The sequence below is a fragment of the Desulfocurvus sp. genome, assembly GCF_023230885.1.
Lineage (GTDB): Bacteria > Desulfobacterota > Desulfovibrionia > Desulfovibrionales > Desulfovibrionaceae > Desulfocurvus.
In genome coordinates, this window is the sequence record NZ_JALNWM010000025.1 from 1 (window position 1) to 21,256 (window position 21,256).

Consider the following 21,256-nt stretch of genomic DNA (forward strand, 5'->3'; position numbering starts at 1 on the left):
TAGCCCCCTCCCGTCCCGCCGGACGCCGACGGCCCCCTTCCCGTGCGGGAAGGGGGCCGTCGGCGTCCGGGCGCCCGGGCGTTCCCCGGGCGGGCGACGCGGCGCGGAGCTAGTCGTCGTCCGGGTCCGCGACGCCGGGGTCCCGGAAGGGCAGGATGCGCGCGCCCCTGGGCGGCTGGGGCTCCTTGCGCGGCAGGGGCGGGCGCGACACCAGCTCCGGGCCGTGCGGAGAAAATCCCGCGCCCTCGGACGACTGCTTCCAATGGTAGTTGAACAGCTGGTTCTTCCAGCGCATGGCCTGGATCATGCCGAAGACCAGGGCGGCCTCCTCCCATTTGCGGGTGGGCTCGAAGCGCTCCACCCGGGCCGCGTACTTCTCCCACAGCGAGGCCAGGGAAGCCTCGTCGTAGCCCATGAGCTGGCGGGCCAACCTCTCCAAAGCCTTTTCCACACGATCCTCCTGGTTGCGGGCCGGGGGCCTGGCGGCGGCCCGCGCGCCGGGCCCTTCATTGCCCACCGGGCGGGGCTATGCTATCAGCACTTCCTCAGCCAGTAAATCGAGGAGAACAGCCATGAGCGACCTGAAGGCCATGTACCGCACCATCCAGGGCGACCCCTTTCCCGACGACATGACCCTGCGCCTGGGCGACCAGGAACTGGTATTGCGCAAGCGCGGCTGGACCATAGACGGACAGCGGCGCGGCCTGCGCTACGGCGAGAACCCCGACCAGCCCGCCGCGCTCTACGAGCTGGTGGGCGGCGGGCTGACCCTGGACGGCGTGGCCTTTCGCGGCCCGGGCCAGGGGCTGGTCAGCGCCCTGACCGAGGAGCACATGCTCCAGGCCGGCAAGCATCCCGGCAAGATCAACCTGACCGACGTGGACAACGGCCTGAACATCCTGCAATACCTGACGGCCAAGCCCGCCGCCGTAATCCTCAAGCACAACAACCCGAGCGGCGCGGCCTGGACCGACGAGGGCCTGGCCACGGCCCTGGAGCGGGCCTTCCACGCCGACCGCATCGCGGCCTTCGGCGGCACGGTGGTGGTCAACCGGCCCCTGGACGAGGACGCCGCCGCCCTGGTGAACAGCTCCTATTTCGAGGTGGTGGCCGCGCCGGAGTTCAGCGAGGCGGCCCTCGCCCTGCTGCGCCAGCGCAAGAACCTGCGCATCCTGCGCATCCCCGGGCTGGCGGACCTGGGCACCCTGGCGGGCCAGCCCTTCCTGGACATCAAGAGCCTGACCGACGGCGGGCTGGTGCTCCAGTTCTCCTTCCGCAACCGCATCCTGTGCGCCGACGATTTCCTGCCCGCCAGCGCGCAGAAGGACGGCTCGACCTACACCGCCCGCAAGCCCACGGCCCAGGAGGCCGACGACCTGCTCTTCGCCTGGGCCGTGGAAGCCGGGGTGACCTCCAACTCCGTGATCTTCGCCCGCGACGGCGCCACGGTGGCCATCGGCACCGGCGAGCAGGACCGCGTGGGCTGCGTGGAACTGGCCATCCACAAGGCCCACACCAAATACACCGACCTGCTGGCCTCGCGGGAGCTGGGCATGAGCCTGTACGAGCTCAAGCTCAAGGCCGGAAACGACCCGGCCCTGGCCGCCAGGCTGGCCGACATCCAGGAGCGCACCCGCGCCGCGCGCGGCGGCCTGCCCGGCAGCGTGCTGGTTTCCGACGGTTTCTTCCCCTTCCGCGACGGGGTGGACGTGGCCCTGGAGCAGGGCGTCACAGCCATCGCCCAGCCCGGCGGCTCCATCCGCGACTGGGAGATCATCCAGGCCGTGAACCAGGCCGCCCCGCAGGTGGCCATGGTCTTCACGGGCCAGCGTTCGTTCAGGCACTAGGCGGCGCGCGCCGCCCCCGCCGGGCGGCGCCGACGGCCACAACCCGGCAGGAGCGGCCATGAGCCCCGGCCCCACCGCCCCGGCGAGCGACCCCGCCGGGGGCCCGCGCTTCGAGTTCGGCGCCAACTGGCGCTCCTTCTCGCGCCAGAGCCTGGGGCCCCGGGCCCTGGAGGCGGCGCGCCTGTCCCTGACGGCCCTGCTGGGCCCCGGGCGCATCCGGGGCGCGCGCTTCGTGGACGTGGGCTGCGGCTCGGGGCTGTTCTCCCTGGCCGCCGCCGGGCTGGGCGCCGCCGAGGTCCTGGGCTTCGACCTGGACCCCGAGGCCGTGCGCGCCAGCCGGGACAACCTGGGGCTGCTGCCACCCGGGCAGGCCCGGCGCGTGCGTTTCGAGCGGGGGTCCATCCTCGACCCGGCCTTCACCGCCGGCCTGGGGCCCGCCGGGGTGGTCTACGCCTGGGGCTCGCTGCACCACACCGGGGCCATGTGGCCCGCGGTGGACGCGGCGGCCGGGCTGGCGGCCCCGGGCGGGGTCCTGGCCCTGGCCCTGTATGCCCGGCACTGGACCAGCCCGCTGTGGAAGGGCGTCAAGCGGCTGTACAACGCCCTGCCCGGCCCGGGCCGCCTGGCCATGCAGTGGGCCCTGGCCCCGCCGCTGCTCCTTGGCTCCTGGGCCACCACCGGCCGCTGGCCCCTGGCCCGCGACCGGGGCATGGATTTTCGCCACGACCTGATTGACTGGATCGGGGGCTACCCCTACGAATACGCCTCCCCGGAGGAGGTGGCGGCCCGGGCCGCGCGCCTGGGCCTGCGGCCCCTGGCCCAGCGGCCCCAGCGCGGCTGGACGGGCTGCGCCGAATACGTCTTCCTGCGCCCGGGCCCCTGAGCCCGGCCAAGAGCCTGCAAGGCCCCCAAGGGGCCACTGGAGCTGACCAGACGATGAGTTCCCTTGTGCGCTACCCCGGCCCCGGCTGCGTGGTCGAATTCCTGCACGGCAACCGGACCAACGTGGCCTGGGTGCTGGCCGAACAGTCCGGGCGCTACCGCCTGCTGCTGGCCAACCGCCGCGAGACCAAGCTGCCCGCCGCGCGCATCCTGCCCTGGGCCGGACCGGCCTACGGCGGCGAGCACAGCCGCGAGGAGGTCGTGGACATCCTGACCCGCCACGACCAGGAGCGCGAAGCCCTGGCCGCGGGGGTGGACCCGGCCGAGCTGTGGGAGCTGGCCCAGGGCGACGTGGCCCGGGCCTCGGCCGAATGGTTCGCCTCGCTGCTGTGGGACGACCCCGGGCCCGACCGGGTGGCCGCGGTGGGCCGCCGGATGCTGGAGCAGAAGTCGCACTTCAAGTTCCAGCCGCCGGACTTCGACATCCACCCCCGCGACAAGGTCGAGGCGCGCACCGCCGAGCTGGAGACCCAGCAGCGCCGCGAGCGCGTGGTCGGCGCCGGGCAGAGCCTGTTCCGCGAGCTGTGGGACTGCCACGTCAAGGGCCGCCAGGCCCCCGTCTTCCCGCAAGGGCCCGACGAGCCCGACGAGCAGGGGGAACACGGCACGGCCCAAGCCCTGCGCGCCGTGCTCATGGCCGCCATGGCCGAGGAGACCGGCACCCCCGAGGCCGCCATCTGGGCGACCATCAAGAAGGGCCTGCCCGAGGACCCGCACCTGCCCCTCCTGCTGGCCCAGGCCTGGGGCGTGGTGCCCGAGCACTACAACGCCCAGCTCCTGGCCGAGGGCTACGCCTGGGGCGACGCCTGGAGCGAACCCTTCGCCGCAGACATCACCGCCGCCCGCCAGCGCCTTGCGGAGCTGGCCCGCGACCCCGACCCCGAGCCTTACGTCAGCGTGGACTCGGCCACCACCCGCGACATCGACGACGCCTTTTTCGTCACGCGCACCCCGGGCGGGGGCTACCGCCTGCGCCTGGCCCTGGCCTGCCCGGCCCTGACCTGGGACTTCGGCTCGCCCCTGGACCGCGCCGTGCGCGAGCGCGCAAGCTCGCTCTACCTGCCCGAGGGCACAAGCCACATGCTGCCCGAGGCCTACGGCCTGGCCCTGTACAGCCTGGACCAGGGCCAGCCGCGCCCGGCCCTGGTCATGGACTGCGCCTTGGACGCCGAGGGCGCCCTGGAGTCCATGCACCCGCGCCTGGCCTGGGTCCGCGTGGCCGAAAACACGACCTACGAGGCCCTGGAGGCCGCCCTGCCCGCCGCCGGACCCGACTCCCAGCCCGCCCTGGCCGTGGAGCTGGGCCTCAAGCTGCGCGCCCGGCGCATCCTGGGCGGCGCCGTGGTGGTGGACCGGCCCGACCCGGACATCGTCCTTGCGGGCCAGGGCGCACAGACGCGGGTGGACATCGTCCTGCATCCGGCCTGCCCCGGGGCCCAGGCCGCCGTCAGCGAATTCATGATCCTGGCCAACTCCGCCGCCGGAAGCTGGGGCCGCGAGCACGGCGTGGCGCTCATCCACCGCACCCAGGACATCACCCTGCCCGGCGACGCCGCCGGGGTCTGGACCACCCCCGAGGACGCCCACCGCGTGGTGCGGCTCATGGCGCCCACCTGCCAGGAGCTGACCCCCCGCCGCCACGCCACCATCGGCGCCGAGGCCTACGCGCCCCTGACCTCGCCGCTGCGGCGCTACGCGGACCTGGCCAACATGGCCCAGGTGCTGCATGTGCTGGAACGCGGCGCCCCGCTGTGGGCGGCCGAGGAGCTGGGGCGGATGCTGCCGCACCTCACGGCGCGCACCGAGGCCGTCGGGCGCATCCAGCGCTTCCGCCCGCGCTACTGGAAGCTCGTGTACTTCCGCCAGAACCGCAAGGAACAGTTCGAGGCCGTGGCCGTGGAGGACGGGCAGCTGGTGACCCTGGCCCTGCCGCGCGAGCAGCTCTACGTCCGCGTCCCGCGCCAGATGCTCGGCGACAAGATCTACCCCGGCCAGCGCTTCCTGGTCCGCCTGCACAAGGTCAACCCGCTGACCAACGAGCTGCGCGTGGCCGAGGCCTGGGAACAGTAGCCGGGGCCGCGCCCGCGGAAAACGGCTGCGCGTCCCGGCCGCTGGCCATGCCGGGAGGGCCCGGTGCTGCCCCCAAGGCCCCGGCGCGGCCTTGGGGCCCCGGCGCTAGAGGGCCAGGGCGTCGCCGGGCTCGGGCAGGAAGGCCTCCACGTCCGCCGCGTCGCGCAGCAGGGCCTCCAGCTCGCGGCGGCGCTCGCGGCGCACCTCGCGGTTGACGTGCACCAGCCACAGCCGCCGGGCCCGGGCGCGGCGGGTGAAGTCGATGGCCCCGGCCACGGTGCCGTGCCCGGGGGTTTCGGCGTCCAGGGCATAGGCCTCGTGAACCACGAGGTCCGCCCCCCGGGCCAGGGCCAGGGTGGCGTCCGTGGGCTTGCCGTCGCCGGAGTAGAACACCGCCGCGCCCCGGGCCTGGACGCGCACGGCCAGGCAGGGCGCGCCGTGGTCCCCCGGGGCGCAGGTCCAGCGGAATCCGGCGGCCTCCACCGGGCGGCCCTCCTCCATCTCGCGCACGTCCAGCCCGAAGCGCATCCGGGCCCGGAACCCGGGGTAGGCCATGTCCATGGCCCGGACCGCCAGCTCGCCCACGCCCCTTGGCCCCAGAAGGACCAGCGGCGCCGTGCGCCCCTGCTCCCAGAAACGCAGCAGCAGCAGCGGCAGGCCCAGGAAATGGTCGCCGTGGAAGTGCGACACCCACACCGCCCCCAGGCGCAGGGGCGCCCCGGCGCAGGCCCAGAAGGCGTGGGCGGCGGTGAAGCCGCAGTCCAGGAGCGCCGAGTCCTCCCCGGCCTCCAGCAGCACGCAGGTGTTGGGCAGGGTTTCGTCGAAGGCCTCGCCCACGCCGGGAAAGGTCACGCGCATGGTCGGCCCCTATTCGAAGATGACGGTCTTGTTGCCGTTCAGCAGCACGCGGTCCTCCAGGTGCCAGCGCACGGCCCGGGCCAGGATCTGGCGCTCCAGGTCGCGGCCCAGGTCCTTCAGGGCCCCGATGTCGTGGCGGTGGGTCACGCGGGCCACGTCCTGCTCGATGATCGGCCCGGCGTCCAGCTCCTCGATGACGTAGTGCGCCGTGGCCCCGATGAGCTTCACGCCCTTGTCGTAGGCCTTCTGATAGGGGTTGGCGCCCACGAAGGCGGGCAGGAAGGAATGGTGGATGTTGATGATGCGCAAGGGGAACCGGGACACGAAGGCCCCGGAGAGGATTTGCATGTAGCGCGCCAGGACCACCAGGTCCACGCCGCCGGTCAGCTCCAGCAGGCGCGCCTCGGCGCGGGCCTTGCCCTCGGGGCCGGGCTCCACGGGCACATGGTGGAAGGGGATGCCGAAACCCTCCACCACGGGGCGCAGGTCGTCGTGGTTGCTGGCCACCAGGACGATGTCCGTGGGCAGCTTGCCGCGCCGCCACAGCCACAAGAGCTCCAGCAGGCAGTGGTCCAGCCGCGAAACCAGGATGGCCGTGCGCTTGGGCCTGGCGGCGTAGCTGATGTGCCAGTTCATGTCGAAGCGCGCGGCCACGGTCTCGGTGAAGGCCTGCTCCAGCACCGGGGCCGACACGTCCATGTGCGGCGTCTGGAACTCCAGGCGCGAAAGGAAGGTGCCGCCCTCGGGGTCTGTGGAATACTGGTCGAAGGTGGTGATGTTCACCCCGTGGGAATAGAGGAAATTGCTGACCGCAGCCACGATGCCGGGGCGGTCCGGACAGGAGATGAGCAGTCGGGCGATGGTGTCTGTCTTGGTCATGGTGTTCCTTGCGGGCCGCGCGGGGCGGCGGGTTGCGATGCCGCAGGACTGTAGGCAAAACCCGGGGCCGGGGCAAGGGGCGGGAGCCGCCCCCGGGCGGCCCGGGGCGCGCTGGCGGGCCCGGGCTTGCGCGGGGCGGCCCGGGGGGCTACATATCCCGGGCGGCGCAGCCCCGCGCCGTCCGCAACCGGAGACACGCACGCATGCCCCCATCCCCCGCGACAGCCCCCGAAGCGCCGGACTTCGGCCTCGCCGGACTGCGCCTGGGCGCCGCCGCCGCCGCGCCCGTGGCCCTGGGCGTGGCCGTCTACGGGCTGGCCTACGGCATGCTCGCCGGGCAGGCGGGCATGACCCTGGCCGAGGCCGGATGCATGAGCGCCCTGGTCTTCGCCGGGGCCTCGCAGTTCGTGGCCCTGGACATGTGGGTCCAGCCCCTGCCCGTGGCCGCCCTGGCGCTGACGGCCCTGGTGGTCAACCTGCGCCATGTGCTCATGGGCGCGGCCCTGGGGCCGCACCTGGCCGGGGCCGGTCCCCTGCGCGCCTACGGGAGCATGTTCTTCCTGGTGGACGAGGGCTTCGCCCTGGCCGCGGCCTACCACGCCCGGGGCGGGCGCGGAACGTCGTTCCTGCTGGGCACGGGCCTTGTGCTCCACGTCGCCTGGCTGGGGCCGACCCTGGCCGGGCACGCCGCGGGGGCCCTGGTGCCCGACCCGGCACGCTACGGGCTGGACTTCGCCTTCACGGCGGCCTTCCTGGCCCTTCTGGCCGGGCTGTGGCGCGGGCGGGGCGACGCGGCCGTCTGGCTGGCGGCCGCCGGGGCGGCCGTGGCCGGGCAGCACCTCCTGCCCGGCAAATGGTACATCCTGGCCGGCGGGCTGGCCGGCGGGCTGGTCGGGCTGGCCCGGCCCGCGCGCCGGGCCGCGCGGGAGGACCATGCCCGTTAGCGCCCAGGCCCTGGCGGCCATCCTGGCCATGGCCGCCGTCACCTACGCCACGCGCGCCGCCGGGCTGTTCCTGGTCGGGCGCCTGCGCATGGGCCCGCGCGCCGAGGCATTCCTCTCGGCCATTCCCGGGGCGGTGGTCGTTTCCCTGGTGGCCCCGGCCGTGCTGACCCAGGGCCCGGCCGAGGCCCTGGCCGGGCTGGCGGCCCTGGGCACGGCCCTGGCCACGCGCAGCCTGCCCCTGGCCATGGCCGCGGGCGTGGGCGCCGTCTGGGCCCTGCGCCTGCTGCTCTAGATTCCCTCCCTTTTTGTGCGGGTTTTTCTTCCCCTGCGCCCGCACGGCGTGCTAGGCTGGTCGCAAACCTCCAGGAGGCCGACCATGAAACGCCTTGTGCGCGCCGCCTGCGCGGCCCTGCTGCTGGCCTTGCTCCTGGCCCTGCCCGCCCGGGCCGGGGCCCCGGCCCGGGTGATGACCAGCGTGACCACCGCCGACGTGAACCGCGCGGCCATGGCCATCCAGTTCACCCACGCGGCCATGAAGTCCAAGGGCCTGCCCGCCACGCTGTTCTTCAATGTGGACGGGGTGCGCCTGGTGCACCGGGGCGTCCCTTCGCCGGTCTACCCCTCGGGCCAGTCCATCCGCGACATGCTCGCAGCCTTCATGCGCGACGGCGGCACCGTGCTGGCCTGCCCCATGTGCATGAAGCATGTGGGCGGCATGACCGAGGCGGACCTCATGGACGGCGTTGCGGCCAGGGCCGGGGCGGGGCTGGATGCGGCCCTGGCGCCGGACACCCTGGTGCTGACCTACTGAGGCCCGGCGGGCGGGCGCGGGCCGGGCCCGCGCCCGCCGCCGGGGCGCTTGCGGGGCCGCCGGGACGCGGCGCCCCCAAACAGGCGGGCAGCCATGACCGTCATCGAGGAATACCACTTCGGGGTCATCCGCATCGACGGCGAGACCTACCGCAACGACGTGAAGATCGTCGGCGGCCAGGTGGTGCCCAAGTGGTGGCGCAGGCGCGGGCACGTCTTCGACGAGCGCGACGTGCGCGACATCCTGGCCGCCCGGCCCGAGGCCCTGGTCTGCGGCACGGGATCCTCGGGCATGGCCCGGGTGTCGGAGCCCCTGGCCCGGCGCCTGGAGGAGGACGGCGTCGCCCTGCACGCCCTGCCCACGGCCCAGGCCGTGGAGCTCTTCAACCGCCTGGAGGCCGAGGGCCGGGCCGTGGCCGGGGCCTTCCACCTGACCTGTTGAGCCCCGGGGCGAAACAAATCCATCATCGGTGGCTGCGCCGAAAAAGCGGTGCAGGGCGCGCCTCCCCGGGCGGCGGCGCCCCGCGGGCGGCCGCCGGACCGCCCCTTTCGCGCGGCGCGGCCCCGCTTTTTTCTTGACACCCCTCCCCGGGCGGCGCTACTTCCCCCCTCATGTGCACCATGCCCCCCCTGCCCTCCAGCTTCGGTACCGCCGCCTCCAGCTTCGGCTGGATGTACTTTTGGTACTTTATGCCGGCCTGCGGTCAGGGACGGGGTGCCGTGTAGTTTCGAACACGCACCAGACCTCCTGGGCCGCGGGCAGATAGTCCGCGGCCCTTTTTGTTCCCTTGGGCCGCGGGCCCCGGCGCCGGAGCGCAACACCGGAGGAACAGAGCGATGAACACGAACATGGGCAAGGTCGTCCGGCTGGAACGCCTCTTCGACCGCAACACCGGGCGCATCATCGTCGTGCCCCTGGACCACGGCGTCACCGTCGGGCCCATCTACGGCATCGTCGACCTGCGCGACACCGTGAACCAGATCGCCGAGGGCGGCGCCAACGCGGTGCTCATGCACAAGGGCATGCCGCGCTGCTCCCACCGGGGCTCCGGCAAGGACGTGGGCCTGATCATCCACCTTTCGGGCAGCACGTCGCTGTCGCCCTTCCCCAACGCCAAGACCCTGGTCGGCACGGTGGAGGACGCCCTGCGCCTGGGGGCCGACGGCGTGTCGGTGCACATCAACCTGGGCGACGAGACCGAGCGGGACATGCTGCACGCCCTGGGCGAGGTGACCAGCAAGGCCGACTCCTGGGGCATGCCCGTACTGGCCATGATGTACGCCCGGGGGCCGCGCATCAAGAACGAGTTCGACCTCGACGTGGTCCGCCACTGCGCGCGAGTCGGCCAGGAGCTGGGCGCCGACGTGGTCAAGGTGCCCTACACCGGCGACATCGACAGCTTCTCGCGCGTGGTGGAGTCGTGCTGCATCCCGGTGGTCATCGCCGGGGGCCCCAAGCTGGACTCCACCACCGACCTGCTGGGCATGGTCCACGACTCGGTGCAGGCCGGGGGCGCGGGCCTGTCCGTGGGCCGCAACGTGTTCCAGCACAAGAACGTCTCGCGGCTGCTCAAGGCCCTGAACGGCATCGTCCACGCCGACTGGGACCTGGACCAGGCCGTGGAGTTCATGGGCGAAGACCTCTAGCCCGGCCCGCGAAAGCCCCAGGAGAAGCCATGAAGACCGTCTATTTCCAGGCCATTCCCTTCGACAAGGACCAGGTGACCCTGGCCCTGGAGTCCGGGATCGACGCCGTGATCACCAGCCCCGAGCACGCTGACGCCGTGCGCGCCCTGGCCAAGGTCGAGGTGTTGACCCCCGGCGCGCTGACCCGCGTGGCCCTGGGCTCCAAGGCCGACGAGCAGGCCGCCGCCCGGGCCCTGGCCGAGGGCGCCCGCGTGGTCCTGGCCCACGGCTGGGAGATCATCCCCGTGGAGAACCTCCTGGCCCAGGGCTCGGGCCTGGGCTGCGAGGTGGCCAGCCTGGACGAGGCCCGCCTGGCCGCAGGCATCCTGGAGCGCGGGGTGGACTTCGTGGTCCTGCTGCCCGAGGCCGCCAAGGACATGAAGGCCGTGGTGGCCGACCTCAAGCTCAGCCAGGGCACCCTGGCCCTGGAACCGGCCACGGTCACCGCCGTGCGCCCCGCCGGGCTGGGCCACCGCGTGTGCGTGGACACCATGAGCATGCTGCGCACCGGGCAGGGCATGCTCGTGGGCAACTCCAGCGCCTTCACCTTCCTGGTCCACGCCGAAACCGAGTCCAACCCCTACGTCGCGGCCCGGCCCTTCCGCATCAACGCGGGCGCGGTGCACGCCTACGCGGTCATGCCCGGCGACCGCACGCGCTACCTGGAAGAGCTGGCCTCGGGCGACGAGGTGCTCATCGTCGGCGCCGACGGCGGCACCAGCCTGGCCACGGTGGGCCGGGTCAAGGTCGAGGTGCGGCCCATGCTGCACGTCACGGCCCGCACCGACTCCGGGCGCGAGGGCGCGGTGTTCCTGCAGAACGCCGAGACCATCCGCGTGGTCCGCGAGGACGGCTGCCCGGTGTCGGTGGTGGCCCTGGCCGAGGGCCAGCGCATCCTGGTGCGCACCGACGAGGCCGGGCGCCATTTCGGCATGCGCATCGCCGAGGACATCAAGGAAGGATAGCCATGCCCGACAGCAAGAACGCCGCCGCGCGCATGGACGCCCTGCGCGCCGAGATCGACGCCCTGGACCTGGAGCTGCTGGCGCTGCTCAACCGCCGCGCCTCCCGCTCCCGCGAGGTGGGGCGCATCAAGGCCGAGGAGCGCGACCTGATCTTCAAGCCCTTCCGCGAGAAGGAGCTCCTGGCGGGGCTGGCCGCGGCCAACCAGGGCCCGCTGCCCGAGGAGCACCTGCGGGCCATCTACCGCGAGATCCTCTCCTCCAGCCGCAGGCTCCAGCGCCCGCAGCAGGTCGCCTACCTGGGCCCCGAGGGCACCTTCTCCTATTTCGCGGGGGTCGAGTTCCTGGGCCACAGCGCCGACTTCGTGCCCAAGTCGGGCCTGGAGGGCGTGTTCCGCGCCGTGGCCCAGGGCGAAACCGAGCTGGGCATCCTGCCCCTGGAGAACTCCCTGCACGGCACCGTGGGCCAGAGCCTGGACCTGTTCCTGCGCTTCGAGGTCCACATCCTCTCCGAGCTGTTCTGCAAGATAAGCCACACCCTGCTCTCCCCGGCCGCGCGGCTCACGGACATCAGGACCGTGTACTCCCACCCCCAGCCCCTGGCCCAGTGCGACGCCTGGCTGCGCACCAACCTGCCCGGGGCGCGGCTGATCCCCGCCGAGAGCACCGCCGCCGCCGCCGCCCGCGTGGCCGAAACCCCCGACGCGGCGGCCATCGGCCACAAGGCCCTGGCGGCCATGTTCGGCCTGAACGTGCTGGCCCGGGGCATCGAGGACCTGCCCGACAACTGGACGCGCTTTGTGGTCGTCGGGGCGCGCCCGGCCGCTGGCGGCGCGCGCGACAAGACATCCCTGCTGTTCACCGTGCCCGACAGGCCCGGCGCCCTGGTGGGCGTGCTGGCAACCCTGTCGGCCCACGGCATCAATATGAAGAAACTCGAATCGCGGCCCATGCGCGGCGAAAAATGGAAGTATGTGTTCTTCGTCGACCTGGAATGCGACCTGGGCAGCGAACAGTACGCCCGCGCCCTGGACGAGCTGGGCGCCAACTGCCACACCATGCGCGTCCTGGGCAGCTACCCCCAGGGCCCGTCCCTGGACGTGTCCGCCGGGCTGGACTAGGACGCGCGCAACAAACACTTCGCGGCCCCGGAACCGGGCCGCCCGGAGGAACCCGATGCAACTTTGCTACGACTCCCAGAACGACGTGCTGACCATTGTCCTCTCCTCGACCCCGGTACGCACGCTGGACACCGAAAAGCCCGGTGTGGTGCTGGGGTACGGCGGCGACGGATCCCTGGTCAACTTCGAGATCAGGAACGCCTCGCGGCGCATCGACAACCACCGCTCGGTGGACCTGTGCGTCAACGGACGCAACGTCCAGGGCATGAAGCTCCTGTAGGGCCGCAGCCATGACCGTCCCCGCCGCTTCCGTCCTGGCTCCGCCAAGCAAGTCGCTGTCGCACCGCATGGTCATCGCCGCGGCCCTGGCCGACGGCACGAGCACGGTCCGCCGCGTGCTGCAAAGCGACGACCTGGAGCGGACCATGGGCTGCCTGGCGGCCTGCGGCGCGCGCTTCGAGGCCGACGGCGACGCGCTGCGCGTGGCGGGCGTGGCCGGGCGCCCCCGGGGCGGGCAGGACCGGCCCGTGGACCTCGACGTTCACGAGTCGGGCACCACCTGCCGGCTGATGACCGCCGTGGCCGCCGCCGGGCAGGGCCTGTTCCGCGTACACGGCGCCCCGCGCATGCACGAGCGGCCCGTGGGCTCCCTGGTCCGGGCCCTCGCGGCCCAGGGCGCGGGCTTCCGCTTCGAGGGCCGCACGGACTACCCGCCCTTCGTGCTCCATGCCTCGGGCCTTCGCGGCGGCGAAATCACCGTGGACCTGGACGAATCCAGCCAATACCTTTCGGGGCTGCTGCTGGCCGCCCCCGCCGCCGCGCGGCACATGGTCCTGGCCGTGGGCGGCACCAAGGTCGTGTCCTGGCCCTATGTGGCCCTGACCCTGGCCGTGCAGGAGCTGTTCGGCGTGCGGCCCAAGGCCCAGCGCAACGACGGCGAGGCCTGGGTTTCCGCCGACTGGCGGACCCTGCGCCGCGTGGACCCGGGCCGGGTGCGCTTCGTGGTCCGCCCCGGGGCCTACCGCGCCGGGAGCTATGTGGTGGAGGGCGACTGGAGCAACGCCTCGTATTTCCTGGCCGCCGGGGCCGTGGGGCCCCGCCCGGTGCGCGTGCAGGGCCTGCGCGAGGACTCCCTGCAGGGCGACCGCGCCATCCTGGACATCCTGGGCCGGATGGGCGCCCGGATCATGTGGCACGCCGACGCCGTGACCGTGGCGCCCCCCGAGGCCGGGCCCCTGACGGGCGTCACCGTGGACATGGCCCCCTGCCCGGACATCGTGCCCACCGTGGCCGCTGCGGCCTGCTTCGCGGCCACGCCCACGGAGATCCGCGGCGCGGCGCACCTGCGCATCAAGGAGTGCGACCGCCTGGAGGCCACGGCCACCCAGCTGTCCCGCGCCGGGGCCCGGGTCGCCGTCCTGCCCGACGGGCTGCGCATCGAGCCCGCGCCCCTGGCCGCCGGGAGCGCCGTGCCCATCACCACCTACGGCGACCACCGCATCGCCATGAGCATGTCGCTGCTGCGCCTGGCGGGCGTGCGTCCGGAGCTGGACGCGCCGGGCTGCGTGGGCAAGTCCTTCCCGGATTTCTTCGACGAATGGAACAAGGTTGTTTCGGAACTTAAGGCGTGATTTCAGATGGCTATCGAAGTTACGAACATTAGCGACATCCTGCTTGTCGGCGCCGGGGGGCGCATGGGCCGCCTGCTGACCGGGCGGGCCCGTGCCGCCGGGCTGGCCGTGCGCGGGCTGGATGCGCCCCTGACCCCCGGGGCCCTGGCCCGCGAGGCCCGGGGGGCGGAGCTCGTGCTTCTGGCCGTGCCCGCCGCCGCCGTGGCCGAGGTCGCGCGGCTGTGCGCCGCGGCCATGGGCCCGGAGCAGATCATGGCCGACATCTGCTCGGTGAAGGTCCGGCCCCTGGCCGAGATGCTCGCGGCCCACTCCGGCCCGGTGGTGGGTACGCACCCCCTCTTCGGCCCGGACCCCGCCCCGGACGCCACGCGGGTGGCCGTGGTCCCCGGGCGGGGCGAGGCCGCCGCGCGGGCCGTGGCCGACCTGATGGCCCGCCTGGGCTTCACGCCTTTCGCCGCCACCGCCGAGGAGCACGACCGGGCCGTGGCCGACATCCAGGGCCTGAATTTCATCACCAGCGTGGCCTACCTGGCCACCCTGGCCCACCGGCCCGAGCTGGCCGCCTTCATCACCCCGAGCTTCCGGCGCCGCCTGGACGCCGCGCGCAAGATGCTCACCGAGGACAGCGCGCTCTTCGCCGGACTCATGGACGCCAACCCCTACACCCAGGACTCCGTGCGCGCCTACCGCGCCATGCTCAACATCGCCGCCGGAGGCGACATCGAGCTGCTGTGCGAGCGCGCCGACTGGTGGTGGCATGACGGACCCGACGGGGGAGGCTGACGCACGCCCATTGATCCATCATCGATGACGCGCCGCATCTCCCCCGGGGGATGCGGCGTTTTCTTTTGCACCGCGCGCGGGCCGACGGGGACCGGGCGCCAACGGGAGACACACAGGAGGAACATCATGGAACCCTTGCAATTGCGGCAACACGGGCAATGGCTGCCCGCGGACATCCAGACCCCGGTCAGCCTGTTCCTCGGGCTGGTGGGCCACAAGCAGGGCCTGCTGCTCGAAAGCGCCGAGGTGGACGGGCGTTTCGGGCGCTACAGCGTGGTGGCCTACAACTACGCCATGCGCCTGTCGTGCTCCCGGGGGCGGCTGGACGTGGGCGTGCGCGACGAGCGCCTGCAAGCCATGAAGCAGTACAACGGCCAGCCCTTCCTGGACGGGGTGCGCCAGGTCATGGCCCGGCTGCGCATCCTGCCCGCCGAGGGCTTCGAGGACCTGCCGCCCATCACCCGCTCGCTCATGGGCTACTTCGGCTACGGCACTGCGGGCATGTTCGAGCCCAAGCTCGCGCCGCTGCTGCCCCCCGAGGAGGCCGAAGCCTGCCTCGTGCTGCCCGGCAACGTGGTGCTCTTCGACCACCTCTACCACCGGCTGTGCTTCCTGACCCTGACCAAGGGCGTGCGGCCCCAGGCGGACCTGCGCAACGTGATGCGCACCCCGGTGGCGCCCGGGGTGGGCGAGGTCCGCACCGACCCGGGCGAGGGCTCGTACCAAAAGGGCGTGGCCGACGCCATCGAGCTCATCCGCCAGGGCGAGTGCATCCAGACCGTGCTGTCCACGCGCTTCTCGGCCTCCTTCGAGGGCGACAGCTTCGTGCTCTACCGGCGGCTGCGCCAGGTGAACCCCTCGCCGTACATGTTCTACATGCGCCTGCCCAAGGTGGAGCTCTTCGGCTCCTCGCCGGAGATGCTCGTGCGCTGCCGGGGGGGCGAGCTGACCACCTGCCCCATCGCGGGCACAAGGCCGCGCGGCGAAAGCCCCGCCCAGGACGAGGAAATGGCCGCCGAGCTGCTCACCGACCCCAAGGAGCGCGCCGAACACGTCATGCTCGTGGACCTGGGGCGCAACGACCTGGGGCGCATCGCCACCCCCGGCTCGGTGCGCGTGGACAGGTTCATGCAGGTGGAGCGCTTCTCCCACGTCATGCACCTGACCTCCTACGTCAGCGCCCGGCTCAAGGACGGACTGGACGCCCTGGACGTGCTGGCCAGCACCTTCCCGGCGGGCACGGTGTCCGGCGCGCCCAAGGTCCGGGCCATGCAGATCATCGCCGACATCGAACGCCAGGGGCGCGGGCCCTATGCGGGGGCCATCGGCTGGCTGGGGCTGGACCCCGGCCGCGTGGACCTGGACACCGGCATCACCATCCGCAGCATGTGGGTGCGCGGGGGAGTGCTGACCTGGCAGGCGGGCGCGGGCATCGTCCACGACTCCGACCCCGCCCGCGAGTGGCAGGAATGCGCCAACAAGGCCCGTGTCATCCGTGAAATCCTGACCGGCAAGGGAGGCCCCGATGTTCTTGCTGATTGACAACTACGACTCGTTTACCTTCAACCTGGTGCAAGCCTTCCAGCGCCAGGGTCGCGACCCGCTGGTCAAGCGGAACGACGACCCCGACGTGCTCGGGCTGGCCACGGACCCGGCCCTGGAGATGGTCTGCCTGTCCCCGGGGCCCAGCCGCCCGGAAAACGCTGGCCTGTGCCTGGAATTCCTGGCCCGGCTGCCCCGCGCGGTGCCCGTGCTGGGCGTCTGCCTGGGCCACCAGGCCCTGGGCCTGTTCGCCGGGGCGCCCGTGGTGGTCAACACGCGCATCATGCACGGCAAGACCTCGGCCGTGGACCATGACGCCACGGGCCTGTTCGCCGGCCTGCCCCGGCCCCTGGAGGTCGGGCGCTACCATTCCCTGGTGGTGGACGTGGACAACGCCCCGGCCCCGGCCCGGGCGCTGCTGCGCGTCACCGCGCGCACGGGCCGGGGCGAGGTCATGGCCCTGGAGTACGCCGACCGCCCCTGGGCGGGCGTGCAGTTCCACCCCGAATCGGTGCTGACCCCCGACGGCGGGCGCCTGCTCGCCAACTTCCCCCAAGCCCTGCTGCCCCAAGGAGGCGCGAGATGACCATGCATATGGCCGATGTCCTGGAACTGCTGGCCTACCACAAGGACCTGCCCGAGGAGATGGCCGCCGAGGCATTCGCCCGGCTCATGGACGGCACCATGACCCCGGCCCAGGCCGGATCGTTTCTCATGGGCCTGAAAACCAAGGGCGAGACGGCCCGCGAACTGGCCGCGGCGGTGCGCGCGGCCCTGCGCCACGCCCGGGCCGTGCCCGGCCTGTCCGGCCCGCGCATCGACACCTGCGGCACCGGCGGCGACGGCTCGTGCAGCTTCAACTGCTCCACGGCCACGGCCCTGGTCCTGGCCGGGCTGGGCCACGACGTGGTCAAGCACGGCAACCGCTCGGTGACCAGCACCTGCGGCAGCGCCGACGCCCTGGAGGCCCTGGGCCTGTCCCTGACCACCGAGCCCGAGGCCGTGGCAGGCGAGCTGGTCGCCCGCCATTTCGCCTTCCTCTTCGCCCCGGGCTACCACCCGGCCTTCAAGCATATCATGCCCGTGCGCCGCGAGATCGGCTGCCGCACGCTGTTCAACCTGCTCGGCCCGCTGCTCAACCCGGCCCGGCCCACCCACCAGCTCCTGGGCGTGGGCGTCCCGGGGTTCGCCCCGCGCATGGCCAAGGCCCTGGCGCTTACGGGCGTGTCGCGGGCCTGCGTGGTCCACGGCGCGGGAGGGTTCGACGAGCTGACGCCCTTCGGGGTAAACTCCGTGGTCTGGGTCCGCGACGGCTGGCTGCGCGAGGAGGAGCTGGACCCCCAGGCCCTGGGCCTGGCGCGCCACAACCCCCGGGACGTGGCCGTGCCCCACAGACAGGCCGCCGTGGACGTGCTGCGCGAGCTGCTGGAAGGCGGCGGCCCGCAGGCCATGCGCGACATGCTCGTGCTCAACGTGGCCGTGTGCCTGCACCTGCTGGACGCCGCGCCGGACCTGCCCGCGGCCGTGGAGCAGGCCCGGGCCGCCGTGGCCGCCGGGGTCGGGAGGGCTCTCATCCATGCTTGAACGCTTCGCCCAGGCCAAGCGCCGGGAAATCATGGATCTCATGGCCCGGGACGCCCAGGGCCGGATGCCCGCGCCGCGAACGGCCGCGCGCCCGCCCTTCGCGGCGGCCCTGCGCGCGGCAGGCCCCGGGGCCGTGGTGGCCGAATACAAGCGCGCCTCGCCCAGCCGGGGCGACATCAACCTCGCCCTGGGCCCGCAGGACGTGGCCCGGGCCTACGCGCGCGGCGGCGCCGCGGCCATGAGCGTGCTCACCGAGGCCGACCACTTCCGGGGCGAGCTGGGCTTCCTGGACGCCTGCGTCCCGGCGGGGCTGCCCCTGCTGCGCAAGGACTTCGTGCTCCACCCGCTCCAGGTGCGCCAGACGGCGGCCACCCCGGCCAGCGCCGTGCTGCTCATCGCGCGCATGGTCGGGCCCGCCGAGCTGGGGCGCATGGTCGCCCTGGCCCGCGAGCTGGGCCTGGAGCCGGTGGTGGAGGTCTTCGACGGCGACGACCTGGCCCGGGCGCGCGGCGCCGGGGCCGACCTCATCCAGGTCAACAACCGCAACCTGGACACCCTGGAAATCTCGCTGGACATCTCGCGCGGGCTGGCCGCCGCGAAGCTGCCCGGCGAAACCTGGATCTCGGCCAGCGGCATCACCCGCGGCGCGCAGATCGCCGAACTCGCCGCCCTGGGCTACGACGCCGTGCTCGTGGGCACCTTCCTCATGGAAGGCGCCGACCCCGGCGCGGCCCTGGCCCGGCTCATCGAGGAGAAAAATCCATGACCTACACCCTTCCCGCCGACCCCGGCGCCACGCGGCGCCCGCTGATCAAGGTCTGCGGCATCACCCGCCAGCAGGACGCCGACGCCTGCCTGGAAGCGGGGGTGGACATGCTCGGGTTCATCTTCCACCCCCAAAGCCCGCGCCGCGTGACCCCGGAGCAGGCCGCCGGGCTGCGCACCCCCGGCGCCCTGCGCGTGGGCGTGTTCGTGAACCAGACCCAGGCCGAGGTGCTGCGCGTCATGGACCGGGCCCGGCTGGACCTGGCCCAGCTGTGCGGCGACAACGACCCGGCCTTCTGCCGGGCCGTCGGGCCCGGGCGGGTGATGCGCGTGTTCTGGCCCGAACGCCACAGCGCGCGCGCGGCCCTGGAGGACGACCTGCACAGCCTGGCGCCGGTCATGGCCTATGCCCTGCTGGACGCCGGAACCGCCACAGGCGGGCACGGCCGCGCCCAGGACGCCGAACGCCTGCACGGGCTGGACTGCCCCGTGCCCTGGCTGCTGGCCGGGGGGCTCGGCCCCGAGACCCTGCCCCGGGCCCTGGCCGCCTGCGCCCCGGCGGGCTACGACCTGAACTCCGGCCTGGAATCGGCCCCCGGCGTCAAGGACCACCGGCGCATCCGCGCCGCCGTGGCCCTCATCCGCCCCCGGGGCTGAGCCGCGCCGCCCCAGACACCCAAACCGGGCCGGGCCCCCGCCCGCCCGAACAAGGACCACGCACCATGAGAAAAGGATACTTCGGCGACTTCGGCGGCCAGTTCGTGCCCGAGCTGCTCATGCCGCCGCTCAAGGAACTGGACGACGCCTACCGCACCATCGCCCGCTCCAGACCCTTCCTCACCGAGTTCGGCCAGATCCTGGCCGAATATGTGGGCCGCTCCACGCCGCTCTACCGCTGCCCCAACCTCTCGGCGGAGCTGGGCTTCAACCTCTACCTCAAGCGCGAGGACCTGGCCCACACCGGCGCGCACAAGATCAACAACACCATCGGCCAGGCCCTGCTGACCCGGCACATGGGCAAGAGCGTGCTCCTGGCCGAGACCGGCGCGGGCCAGCACGGCGTGGCCTCGGCCACAGCGGCGGCCATGCTCGGCCTGTCGTGCATCGTCTACATGGGCGCCACCGACGTTGTGCGCCAGGCCCACAACGTGCAACGCATGCGCCTGCTCGGCGCCGAGGTCCGCCCCGTGGAGTCCGGCACCAAGACCCTCAAGGACGCCATCAACGCCGCCCTGCGCCACTGGATCGCCGGGCAGGCCGACACCCACTACTGCATCGGCTCGGTGGTCGGCCCCGCGCCCTTCCCCGAGCTTGTGCGCGACTTCCAGTCCGTCATCGGCCACGAGTGCCGCCAGCAGTGCGTGGAGCGCTTCGGCGCCCTGCCCGACCTGGTGGTGGCCTGCGTGGGCGGCGGGTCCAACGCCATGGGCATCTTCCACCCCTTCGTGGAGGACCGCGAGGTCCGCCTGGTGGGCGTCGAGGCGGCGGGCACCGGCCAGCCGGGCTGCCACCATTCCGCCTCCGTGACCCAGGGCACCCCCGGCGTGCTGCACGGTACGCGCACCCGCCTGCTCCAGACCGCCGACGGCCAGATCCTGCCCTCGCACTCCGTGGCCCCGGGCCTGGACTACCCGGGCGTGGGCCCCGAGCACGCCTGGCTCGACGCCTCGGGCCGCGCCGAATACGTCACCGTCAACGACGCCCAGGCCCTGGCCGCCTTCCAGGCCCTGTGCCGCAAGGAGGGCATCATCCCGGCCCTGGAGTCCGCCCACGCCCTGGCCTATGTGCTCGAACACCGCCAGGCCATCGAACCGGGCTCCAACGTGGTGGTCAACCTCTCGGGGCGCGGCGACAAGGATCTGGGCATCGTGGCCGAAGTGCTCGGCGTCTAGCGGCCAACGCATCCAACGCACAAGACCGCGCGGCCAGGCCGCGCAGGAGAACGCATATGGCATCCACACTCACCCGACGCATCCGCGAGGCCCAGGCCGCCGGACGCAAGGCGCTCATCCCCTACCTGCCCGCCGGATTCCCCGGCCTGGACGAATTCTGGGACGCCGTGGCCGAGCTCGACGGCGCGGGCGCGGACATCATCGAAATCGGCGTGCCCTTCTCGGACCCCGTGGCCGACGGCCCCACCGTGGAACAGGCGGCCCTGGAAAGCCTCGCGCGCGGCGTGACCCTCAAATGGATACTCGAAGGACTGGCAACGCGCGCCGGACGCTTGCGGGCGGGCATCGTGCTCATGGGCTACCTGAACCCATTCCTGCAATACGGCATGGAGGCCTTCGCCCGCGACGCCGCCCGGGCCGGGGTCCACGGGGTCATCATCCCCGACCTGCCCCACGAGGAGGCCGCCGACATCCGCGCCACCCTCGCCGCCAGCGGCCTGGACCTCATCCCCCTGGTCGGCCTGAACACCAGCCCCGCGCGGCTGGCCCTCTACGCCAAGGACGCCACCGGCTTCGCCTATTTCGTGTCCGTGCTGGGCGTCACCGGCGAGCGCGCCACCCTGCCCCAGGCCGTGGGCGCCCGGCTGGCCGAGGCCAAGCGGACCTTCCGCGTGCCCCTGGCCCTGGGCTTCGGCCTCAAGACCCCCGACCAGCTCGCCGCCCTGGGCGAAGGCCCCGACGCCGTGGTCTTCGGCTCGGCCCTCATCACCCACCTGCGCGCCGGCGGCGCCCCGGCCCGGTTCCTGGAGGCCTGGCGCTAGCCCGGCGCCGGGCGGGAAGCCCGGAGACGCTGCGCGCGCCTCCGGGCGGACCGGCCTCCGGCGGCCCAAGGGGCACGCCCCTTGGGAATCCCGCATTGGGCGGGCGCGCCCGCCCCGAA

At 73.0% G+C, this 21,256-nt stretch carries 23 protein-coding genes; 20 read left to right on the plus strand and 3 right to left on the minus strand.

Going from position 1 to position 21,256, the window contains the following annotated elements:
• Nucleotides 1–109: 109 nt before the first annotated feature.
• The gene (locus tag M0P34_RS03045; protein WP_291496236.1) at nucleotides 110–451 is read right to left on the minus strand and encodes a hypothetical protein; all 342 of its coding nucleotides are present in this window, start codon (nucleotides 449–451) and stop codon (nucleotides 110–112) included.
• Between the two features lie 121 nt (nucleotides 452–572).
• On the opposite strand from M0P34_RS03045, the gene M0P34_RS03050 reads away from it, so the two are divergent.
• The 3 genes from M0P34_RS03050 to M0P34_RS03060 are packed head-to-tail and all read left to right on the plus strand — an operon-like array spanning nucleotide 573 to nucleotide 4,859.
• On the plus strand, nucleotides 573–1,847 hold the full coding sequence (locus tag M0P34_RS03050; RefSeq protein ID WP_291496237.1) for an IMP cyclohydrolase: 1,275 nt from the start codon (nucleotides 573–575) through the stop codon (nucleotides 1,845–1,847).
• Between the two features lie 58 nt (nucleotides 1,848–1,905).
• Nucleotides 1,906–2,730 carry a class I SAM-dependent methyltransferase gene (locus M0P34_RS03055; protein WP_291496239.1) on the plus strand — a complete coding sequence of 275 codons (825 nt, stop codon included), beginning with the start codon at nucleotides 1,906–1,908 and terminating at the stop codon, nucleotides 2,728–2,730.
• Nucleotides 2,731–2,783: 53 nt separating this feature from the next.
• A complete protein-coding gene (locus tag M0P34_RS03060; protein ID WP_291496241.1) occupies nucleotides 2,784–4,859 on the plus strand; it encodes a ribonuclease catalytic domain-containing protein in 2,076 nt (691 codons plus the stop codon).
• A gap of 105 nt (nucleotides 4,860–4,964) precedes the next feature.
• Here M0P34_RS03060 and M0P34_RS03065 read toward each other — a convergent pair whose 3' ends face one another.
• Nucleotides 4,965–5,717: an MBL fold metallo-hydrolase gene (locus tag M0P34_RS03065; RefSeq protein ID WP_291496243.1), complete on the minus strand. Its 753-nt coding sequence runs from the start codon at nucleotides 5,715–5,717 to the stop codon at nucleotides 4,965–4,967.
• 9 nt (nucleotides 5,718–5,726) lie between these two features.
• The gene (gene purU / locus M0P34_RS03070; protein WP_291496245.1) at nucleotides 5,727–6,596 is read right to left on the minus strand and encodes a formyltetrahydrofolate deformylase; all 870 of its coding nucleotides are present in this window, start codon (nucleotides 6,594–6,596) and stop codon (nucleotides 5,727–5,729) included.
• A 203-nt stretch (nucleotides 6,597–6,799) separates the two neighbouring features.
• On the opposite strand from purU, the gene M0P34_RS03075 reads away from it, so the two are divergent.
• From M0P34_RS03075 to trpA, 17 genes are all read left to right on the plus strand, one after another.
• The gene (locus tag M0P34_RS03075) at nucleotides 6,800–7,540 is read left to right on the plus strand and encodes an AzlC family ABC transporter permease (protein WP_291496247.1); all 741 of its coding nucleotides are present in this window, start codon (nucleotides 6,800–6,802) and stop codon (nucleotides 7,538–7,540) included.
• The gene (locus tag M0P34_RS03080) at nucleotides 7,530–7,832 is read left to right on the plus strand and encodes an AzlD domain-containing protein (RefSeq protein ID WP_291496249.1); all 303 of its coding nucleotides are present in this window, start codon (nucleotides 7,530–7,532) and stop codon (nucleotides 7,830–7,832) included. Before M0P34_RS03075 ends, M0P34_RS03080 begins: the two co-directional genes overlap by 11 nt.
• 84 nt (nucleotides 7,833–7,916) lie before the next feature.
• Nucleotides 7,917–8,351: a DsrE family protein gene (locus tag M0P34_RS03085; RefSeq protein ID WP_291496251.1), complete on the plus strand. Its 435-nt coding sequence runs from the start codon at nucleotides 7,917–7,919 to the stop codon at nucleotides 8,349–8,351.
• Between the two features lie 93 nt (nucleotides 8,352–8,444).
• Nucleotides 8,445–8,792: an MTH938/NDUFAF3 family protein gene (locus M0P34_RS03090; RefSeq protein ID WP_291496253.1), complete on the plus strand. Its 348-nt coding sequence runs from the start codon at nucleotides 8,445–8,447 to the stop codon at nucleotides 8,790–8,792.
• A 395-nt stretch (nucleotides 8,793–9,187) separates the two neighbouring features.
• On the plus strand, nucleotides 9,188–9,997 hold the full coding sequence (locus M0P34_RS03095) for a 2-amino-3,7-dideoxy-D-threo-hept-6-ulosonate synthase (RefSeq protein ID WP_291496255.1): 810 nt from the start codon (nucleotides 9,188–9,190) through the stop codon (nucleotides 9,995–9,997).
• 29 nt (nucleotides 9,998–10,026) lie between these two features.
• Nucleotides 10,027–11,001: a 3-dehydroquinate synthase II family protein gene (locus M0P34_RS03100; RefSeq protein WP_291496257.1), complete on the plus strand. Its 975-nt coding sequence runs from the start codon at nucleotides 10,027–10,029 to the stop codon at nucleotides 10,999–11,001.
• A gap of 2 nt (nucleotides 11,002–11,003) precedes the next feature.
• Nucleotides 11,004–12,119: a prephenate dehydratase gene (gene pheA / locus M0P34_RS03105; RefSeq protein WP_291496259.1), complete on the plus strand. Its 1,116-nt coding sequence runs from the start codon at nucleotides 11,004–11,006 to the stop codon at nucleotides 12,117–12,119.
• A 55-nt stretch (nucleotides 12,120–12,174) separates the two neighbouring features.
• On the plus strand, nucleotides 12,175–12,399 hold the full coding sequence (locus tag M0P34_RS03110) for a DUF2283 domain-containing protein (protein ID WP_291496261.1): 225 nt from the start codon (nucleotides 12,175–12,177) through the stop codon (nucleotides 12,397–12,399).
• Between the two features lie 10 nt (nucleotides 12,400–12,409).
• Nucleotides 12,410–13,750, plus strand: a complete 1,341-nt coding sequence (aroA, locus tag M0P34_RS03115) for a 3-phosphoshikimate 1-carboxyvinyltransferase (protein WP_291496263.1) — start codon at nucleotides 12,410–12,412, stop codon at nucleotides 13,748–13,750.
• Between the two features lie 6 nt (nucleotides 13,751–13,756).
• On the plus strand, nucleotides 13,757–14,533 hold the full coding sequence (locus M0P34_RS03120; RefSeq protein WP_291496265.1) for a prephenate dehydrogenase/arogenate dehydrogenase family protein: 777 nt from the start codon (nucleotides 13,757–13,759) through the stop codon (nucleotides 14,531–14,533).
• Between the two features lie 126 nt (nucleotides 14,534–14,659).
• Nucleotides 14,660–16,075, plus strand: coding sequence for an anthranilate synthase component I family protein (locus M0P34_RS03125; RefSeq protein ID WP_291496267.1), 1,416 nt, complete (start codon nucleotides 14,660–14,662; stop codon nucleotides 16,073–16,075).
• A complete protein-coding gene (locus tag M0P34_RS03130) occupies nucleotides 16,059–16,661 on the plus strand; it encodes an aminodeoxychorismate/anthranilate synthase component II (protein WP_291496270.1) in 603 nt (200 codons plus the stop codon). The genes M0P34_RS03125 and M0P34_RS03130 overlap by 17 nt, the downstream gene beginning before the upstream one ends.
• The gene (gene trpD, locus M0P34_RS03135) at nucleotides 16,658–17,659 is read left to right on the plus strand and encodes an anthranilate phosphoribosyltransferase (RefSeq protein ID WP_291496272.1); all 1,002 of its coding nucleotides are present in this window, start codon (nucleotides 16,658–16,660) and stop codon (nucleotides 17,657–17,659) included. The genes M0P34_RS03130 and trpD overlap by 4 nt, the downstream gene beginning before the upstream one ends.
• Nucleotides 17,652–18,425 (plus strand): indole-3-glycerol-phosphate synthase, encoded by a 774-nt coding sequence (locus tag M0P34_RS03140; protein ID WP_291496274.1) that lies wholly within the window; start codon nucleotides 17,652–17,654, stop codon nucleotides 18,423–18,425. The genes trpD and M0P34_RS03140 overlap by 8 nt, the downstream gene beginning before the upstream one ends.
• Entirely contained in the window at nucleotides 18,422–19,081 is a 660-nt protein-coding gene (locus M0P34_RS03145) for a phosphoribosylanthranilate isomerase (protein WP_291496277.1), read from the plus strand. The genes M0P34_RS03140 and M0P34_RS03145 overlap by 4 nt, the downstream gene beginning before the upstream one ends.
• A gap of 65 nt (nucleotides 19,082–19,146) precedes the next feature.
• Entirely contained in the window at nucleotides 19,147–20,316 is a 1,170-nt protein-coding gene (gene trpB / locus M0P34_RS03150; RefSeq protein WP_291496279.1) for a tryptophan synthase subunit beta, read from the plus strand.
• 56 nt (nucleotides 20,317–20,372) lie between these two features.
• Nucleotides 20,373–21,137: a tryptophan synthase subunit alpha gene (gene trpA / locus M0P34_RS03155; protein WP_291496281.1), complete on the plus strand. Its 765-nt coding sequence runs from the start codon at nucleotides 20,373–20,375 to the stop codon at nucleotides 21,135–21,137.
• Nucleotides 21,138–21,256 lie beyond the last annotated feature (119 nt).

What these genes read in the sequence shown, in the direction of transcription:
- M0P34_RS03050 (WP_291496237.1), top strand. Translation starts at nt 573, where the DNA reads ATGAGCGACCTGAAGGCCATGTACCGCACCATCCAGGGCGACCCCTTT.
- M0P34_RS03055 (WP_291496239.1), top strand. Translation starts at nt 1,906, where the DNA reads ATGAGCCCCGGCCCCACCGCCCCGGCGAGCGACCCCGCCGGGGGCCCG.
- M0P34_RS03060 (WP_291496241.1), top strand. Translation starts at nt 2,784, where the DNA reads ATGAGTTCCCTTGTGCGCTACCCCGGCCCCGGCTGCGTGGTCGAATTC.
- M0P34_RS03065 (WP_291496243.1), bottom strand. Translation starts at nt 5,717, where the DNA reads ATGCGCGTGACCTTTCCCGGCGTGGGCGAGGCCTTCGACGAAACCCTG.
- purU (WP_291496245.1), bottom strand. Translation starts at nt 6,596, where the DNA reads ATGACCAAGACAGACACCATCGCCCGACTGCTCATCTCCTGTCCGGAC.
- M0P34_RS03075 (WP_291496247.1), top strand. Translation starts at nt 6,800, where the DNA reads ATGCCCCCATCCCCCGCGACAGCCCCCGAAGCGCCGGACTTCGGCCTC.
- M0P34_RS03080 (WP_291496249.1), top strand. Translation starts at nt 7,530, where the DNA reads ATGCCCGTTAGCGCCCAGGCCCTGGCGGCCATCCTGGCCATGGCCGCC.
- M0P34_RS03085 (WP_291496251.1), top strand. Translation starts at nt 7,917, where the DNA reads ATGAAACGCCTTGTGCGCGCCGCCTGCGCGGCCCTGCTGCTGGCCTTG.
- M0P34_RS03090 (WP_291496253.1), top strand. Translation starts at nt 8,445, where the DNA reads ATGACCGTCATCGAGGAATACCACTTCGGGGTCATCCGCATCGACGGC.
- M0P34_RS03095 (WP_291496255.1), top strand. Translation starts at nt 9,188, where the DNA reads ATGAACACGAACATGGGCAAGGTCGTCCGGCTGGAACGCCTCTTCGAC.
- M0P34_RS03100 (WP_291496257.1), top strand. Translation starts at nt 10,027, where the DNA reads ATGAAGACCGTCTATTTCCAGGCCATTCCCTTCGACAAGGACCAGGTG.
- pheA (WP_291496259.1), top strand. Translation starts at nt 11,004, where the DNA reads ATGCCCGACAGCAAGAACGCCGCCGCGCGCATGGACGCCCTGCGCGCC.
- M0P34_RS03110 (WP_291496261.1), top strand. Translation starts at nt 12,175, where the DNA reads ATGCAACTTTGCTACGACTCCCAGAACGACGTGCTGACCATTGTCCTC.
- aroA (WP_291496263.1), top strand. Translation starts at nt 12,410, where the DNA reads ATGACCGTCCCCGCCGCTTCCGTCCTGGCTCCGCCAAGCAAGTCGCTG.
- M0P34_RS03120 (WP_291496265.1), top strand. Translation starts at nt 13,757, where the DNA reads ATGGCTATCGAAGTTACGAACATTAGCGACATCCTGCTTGTCGGCGCC.
- M0P34_RS03125 (WP_291496267.1), top strand. Translation starts at nt 14,660, where the DNA reads ATGGAACCCTTGCAATTGCGGCAACACGGGCAATGGCTGCCCGCGGAC.
- M0P34_RS03130 (WP_291496270.1), top strand. Translation starts at nt 16,059, where the DNA reads ATGTTCTTGCTGATTGACAACTACGACTCGTTTACCTTCAACCTGGTG.
- trpD (WP_291496272.1), top strand. Translation starts at nt 16,658, where the DNA reads ATGACCATGCATATGGCCGATGTCCTGGAACTGCTGGCCTACCACAAG.
- M0P34_RS03140 (WP_291496274.1), top strand. Translation starts at nt 17,652, where the DNA reads ATGCTTGAACGCTTCGCCCAGGCCAAGCGCCGGGAAATCATGGATCTC.
- M0P34_RS03145 (WP_291496277.1), top strand. Translation starts at nt 18,422, where the DNA reads ATGACCTACACCCTTCCCGCCGACCCCGGCGCCACGCGGCGCCCGCTG.
- trpB (WP_291496279.1), top strand. Translation starts at nt 19,147, where the DNA reads ATGAGAAAAGGATACTTCGGCGACTTCGGCGGCCAGTTCGTGCCCGAG.
- trpA (WP_291496281.1), top strand. Translation starts at nt 20,373, where the DNA reads ATGGCATCCACACTCACCCGACGCATCCGCGAGGCCCAGGCCGCCGGA.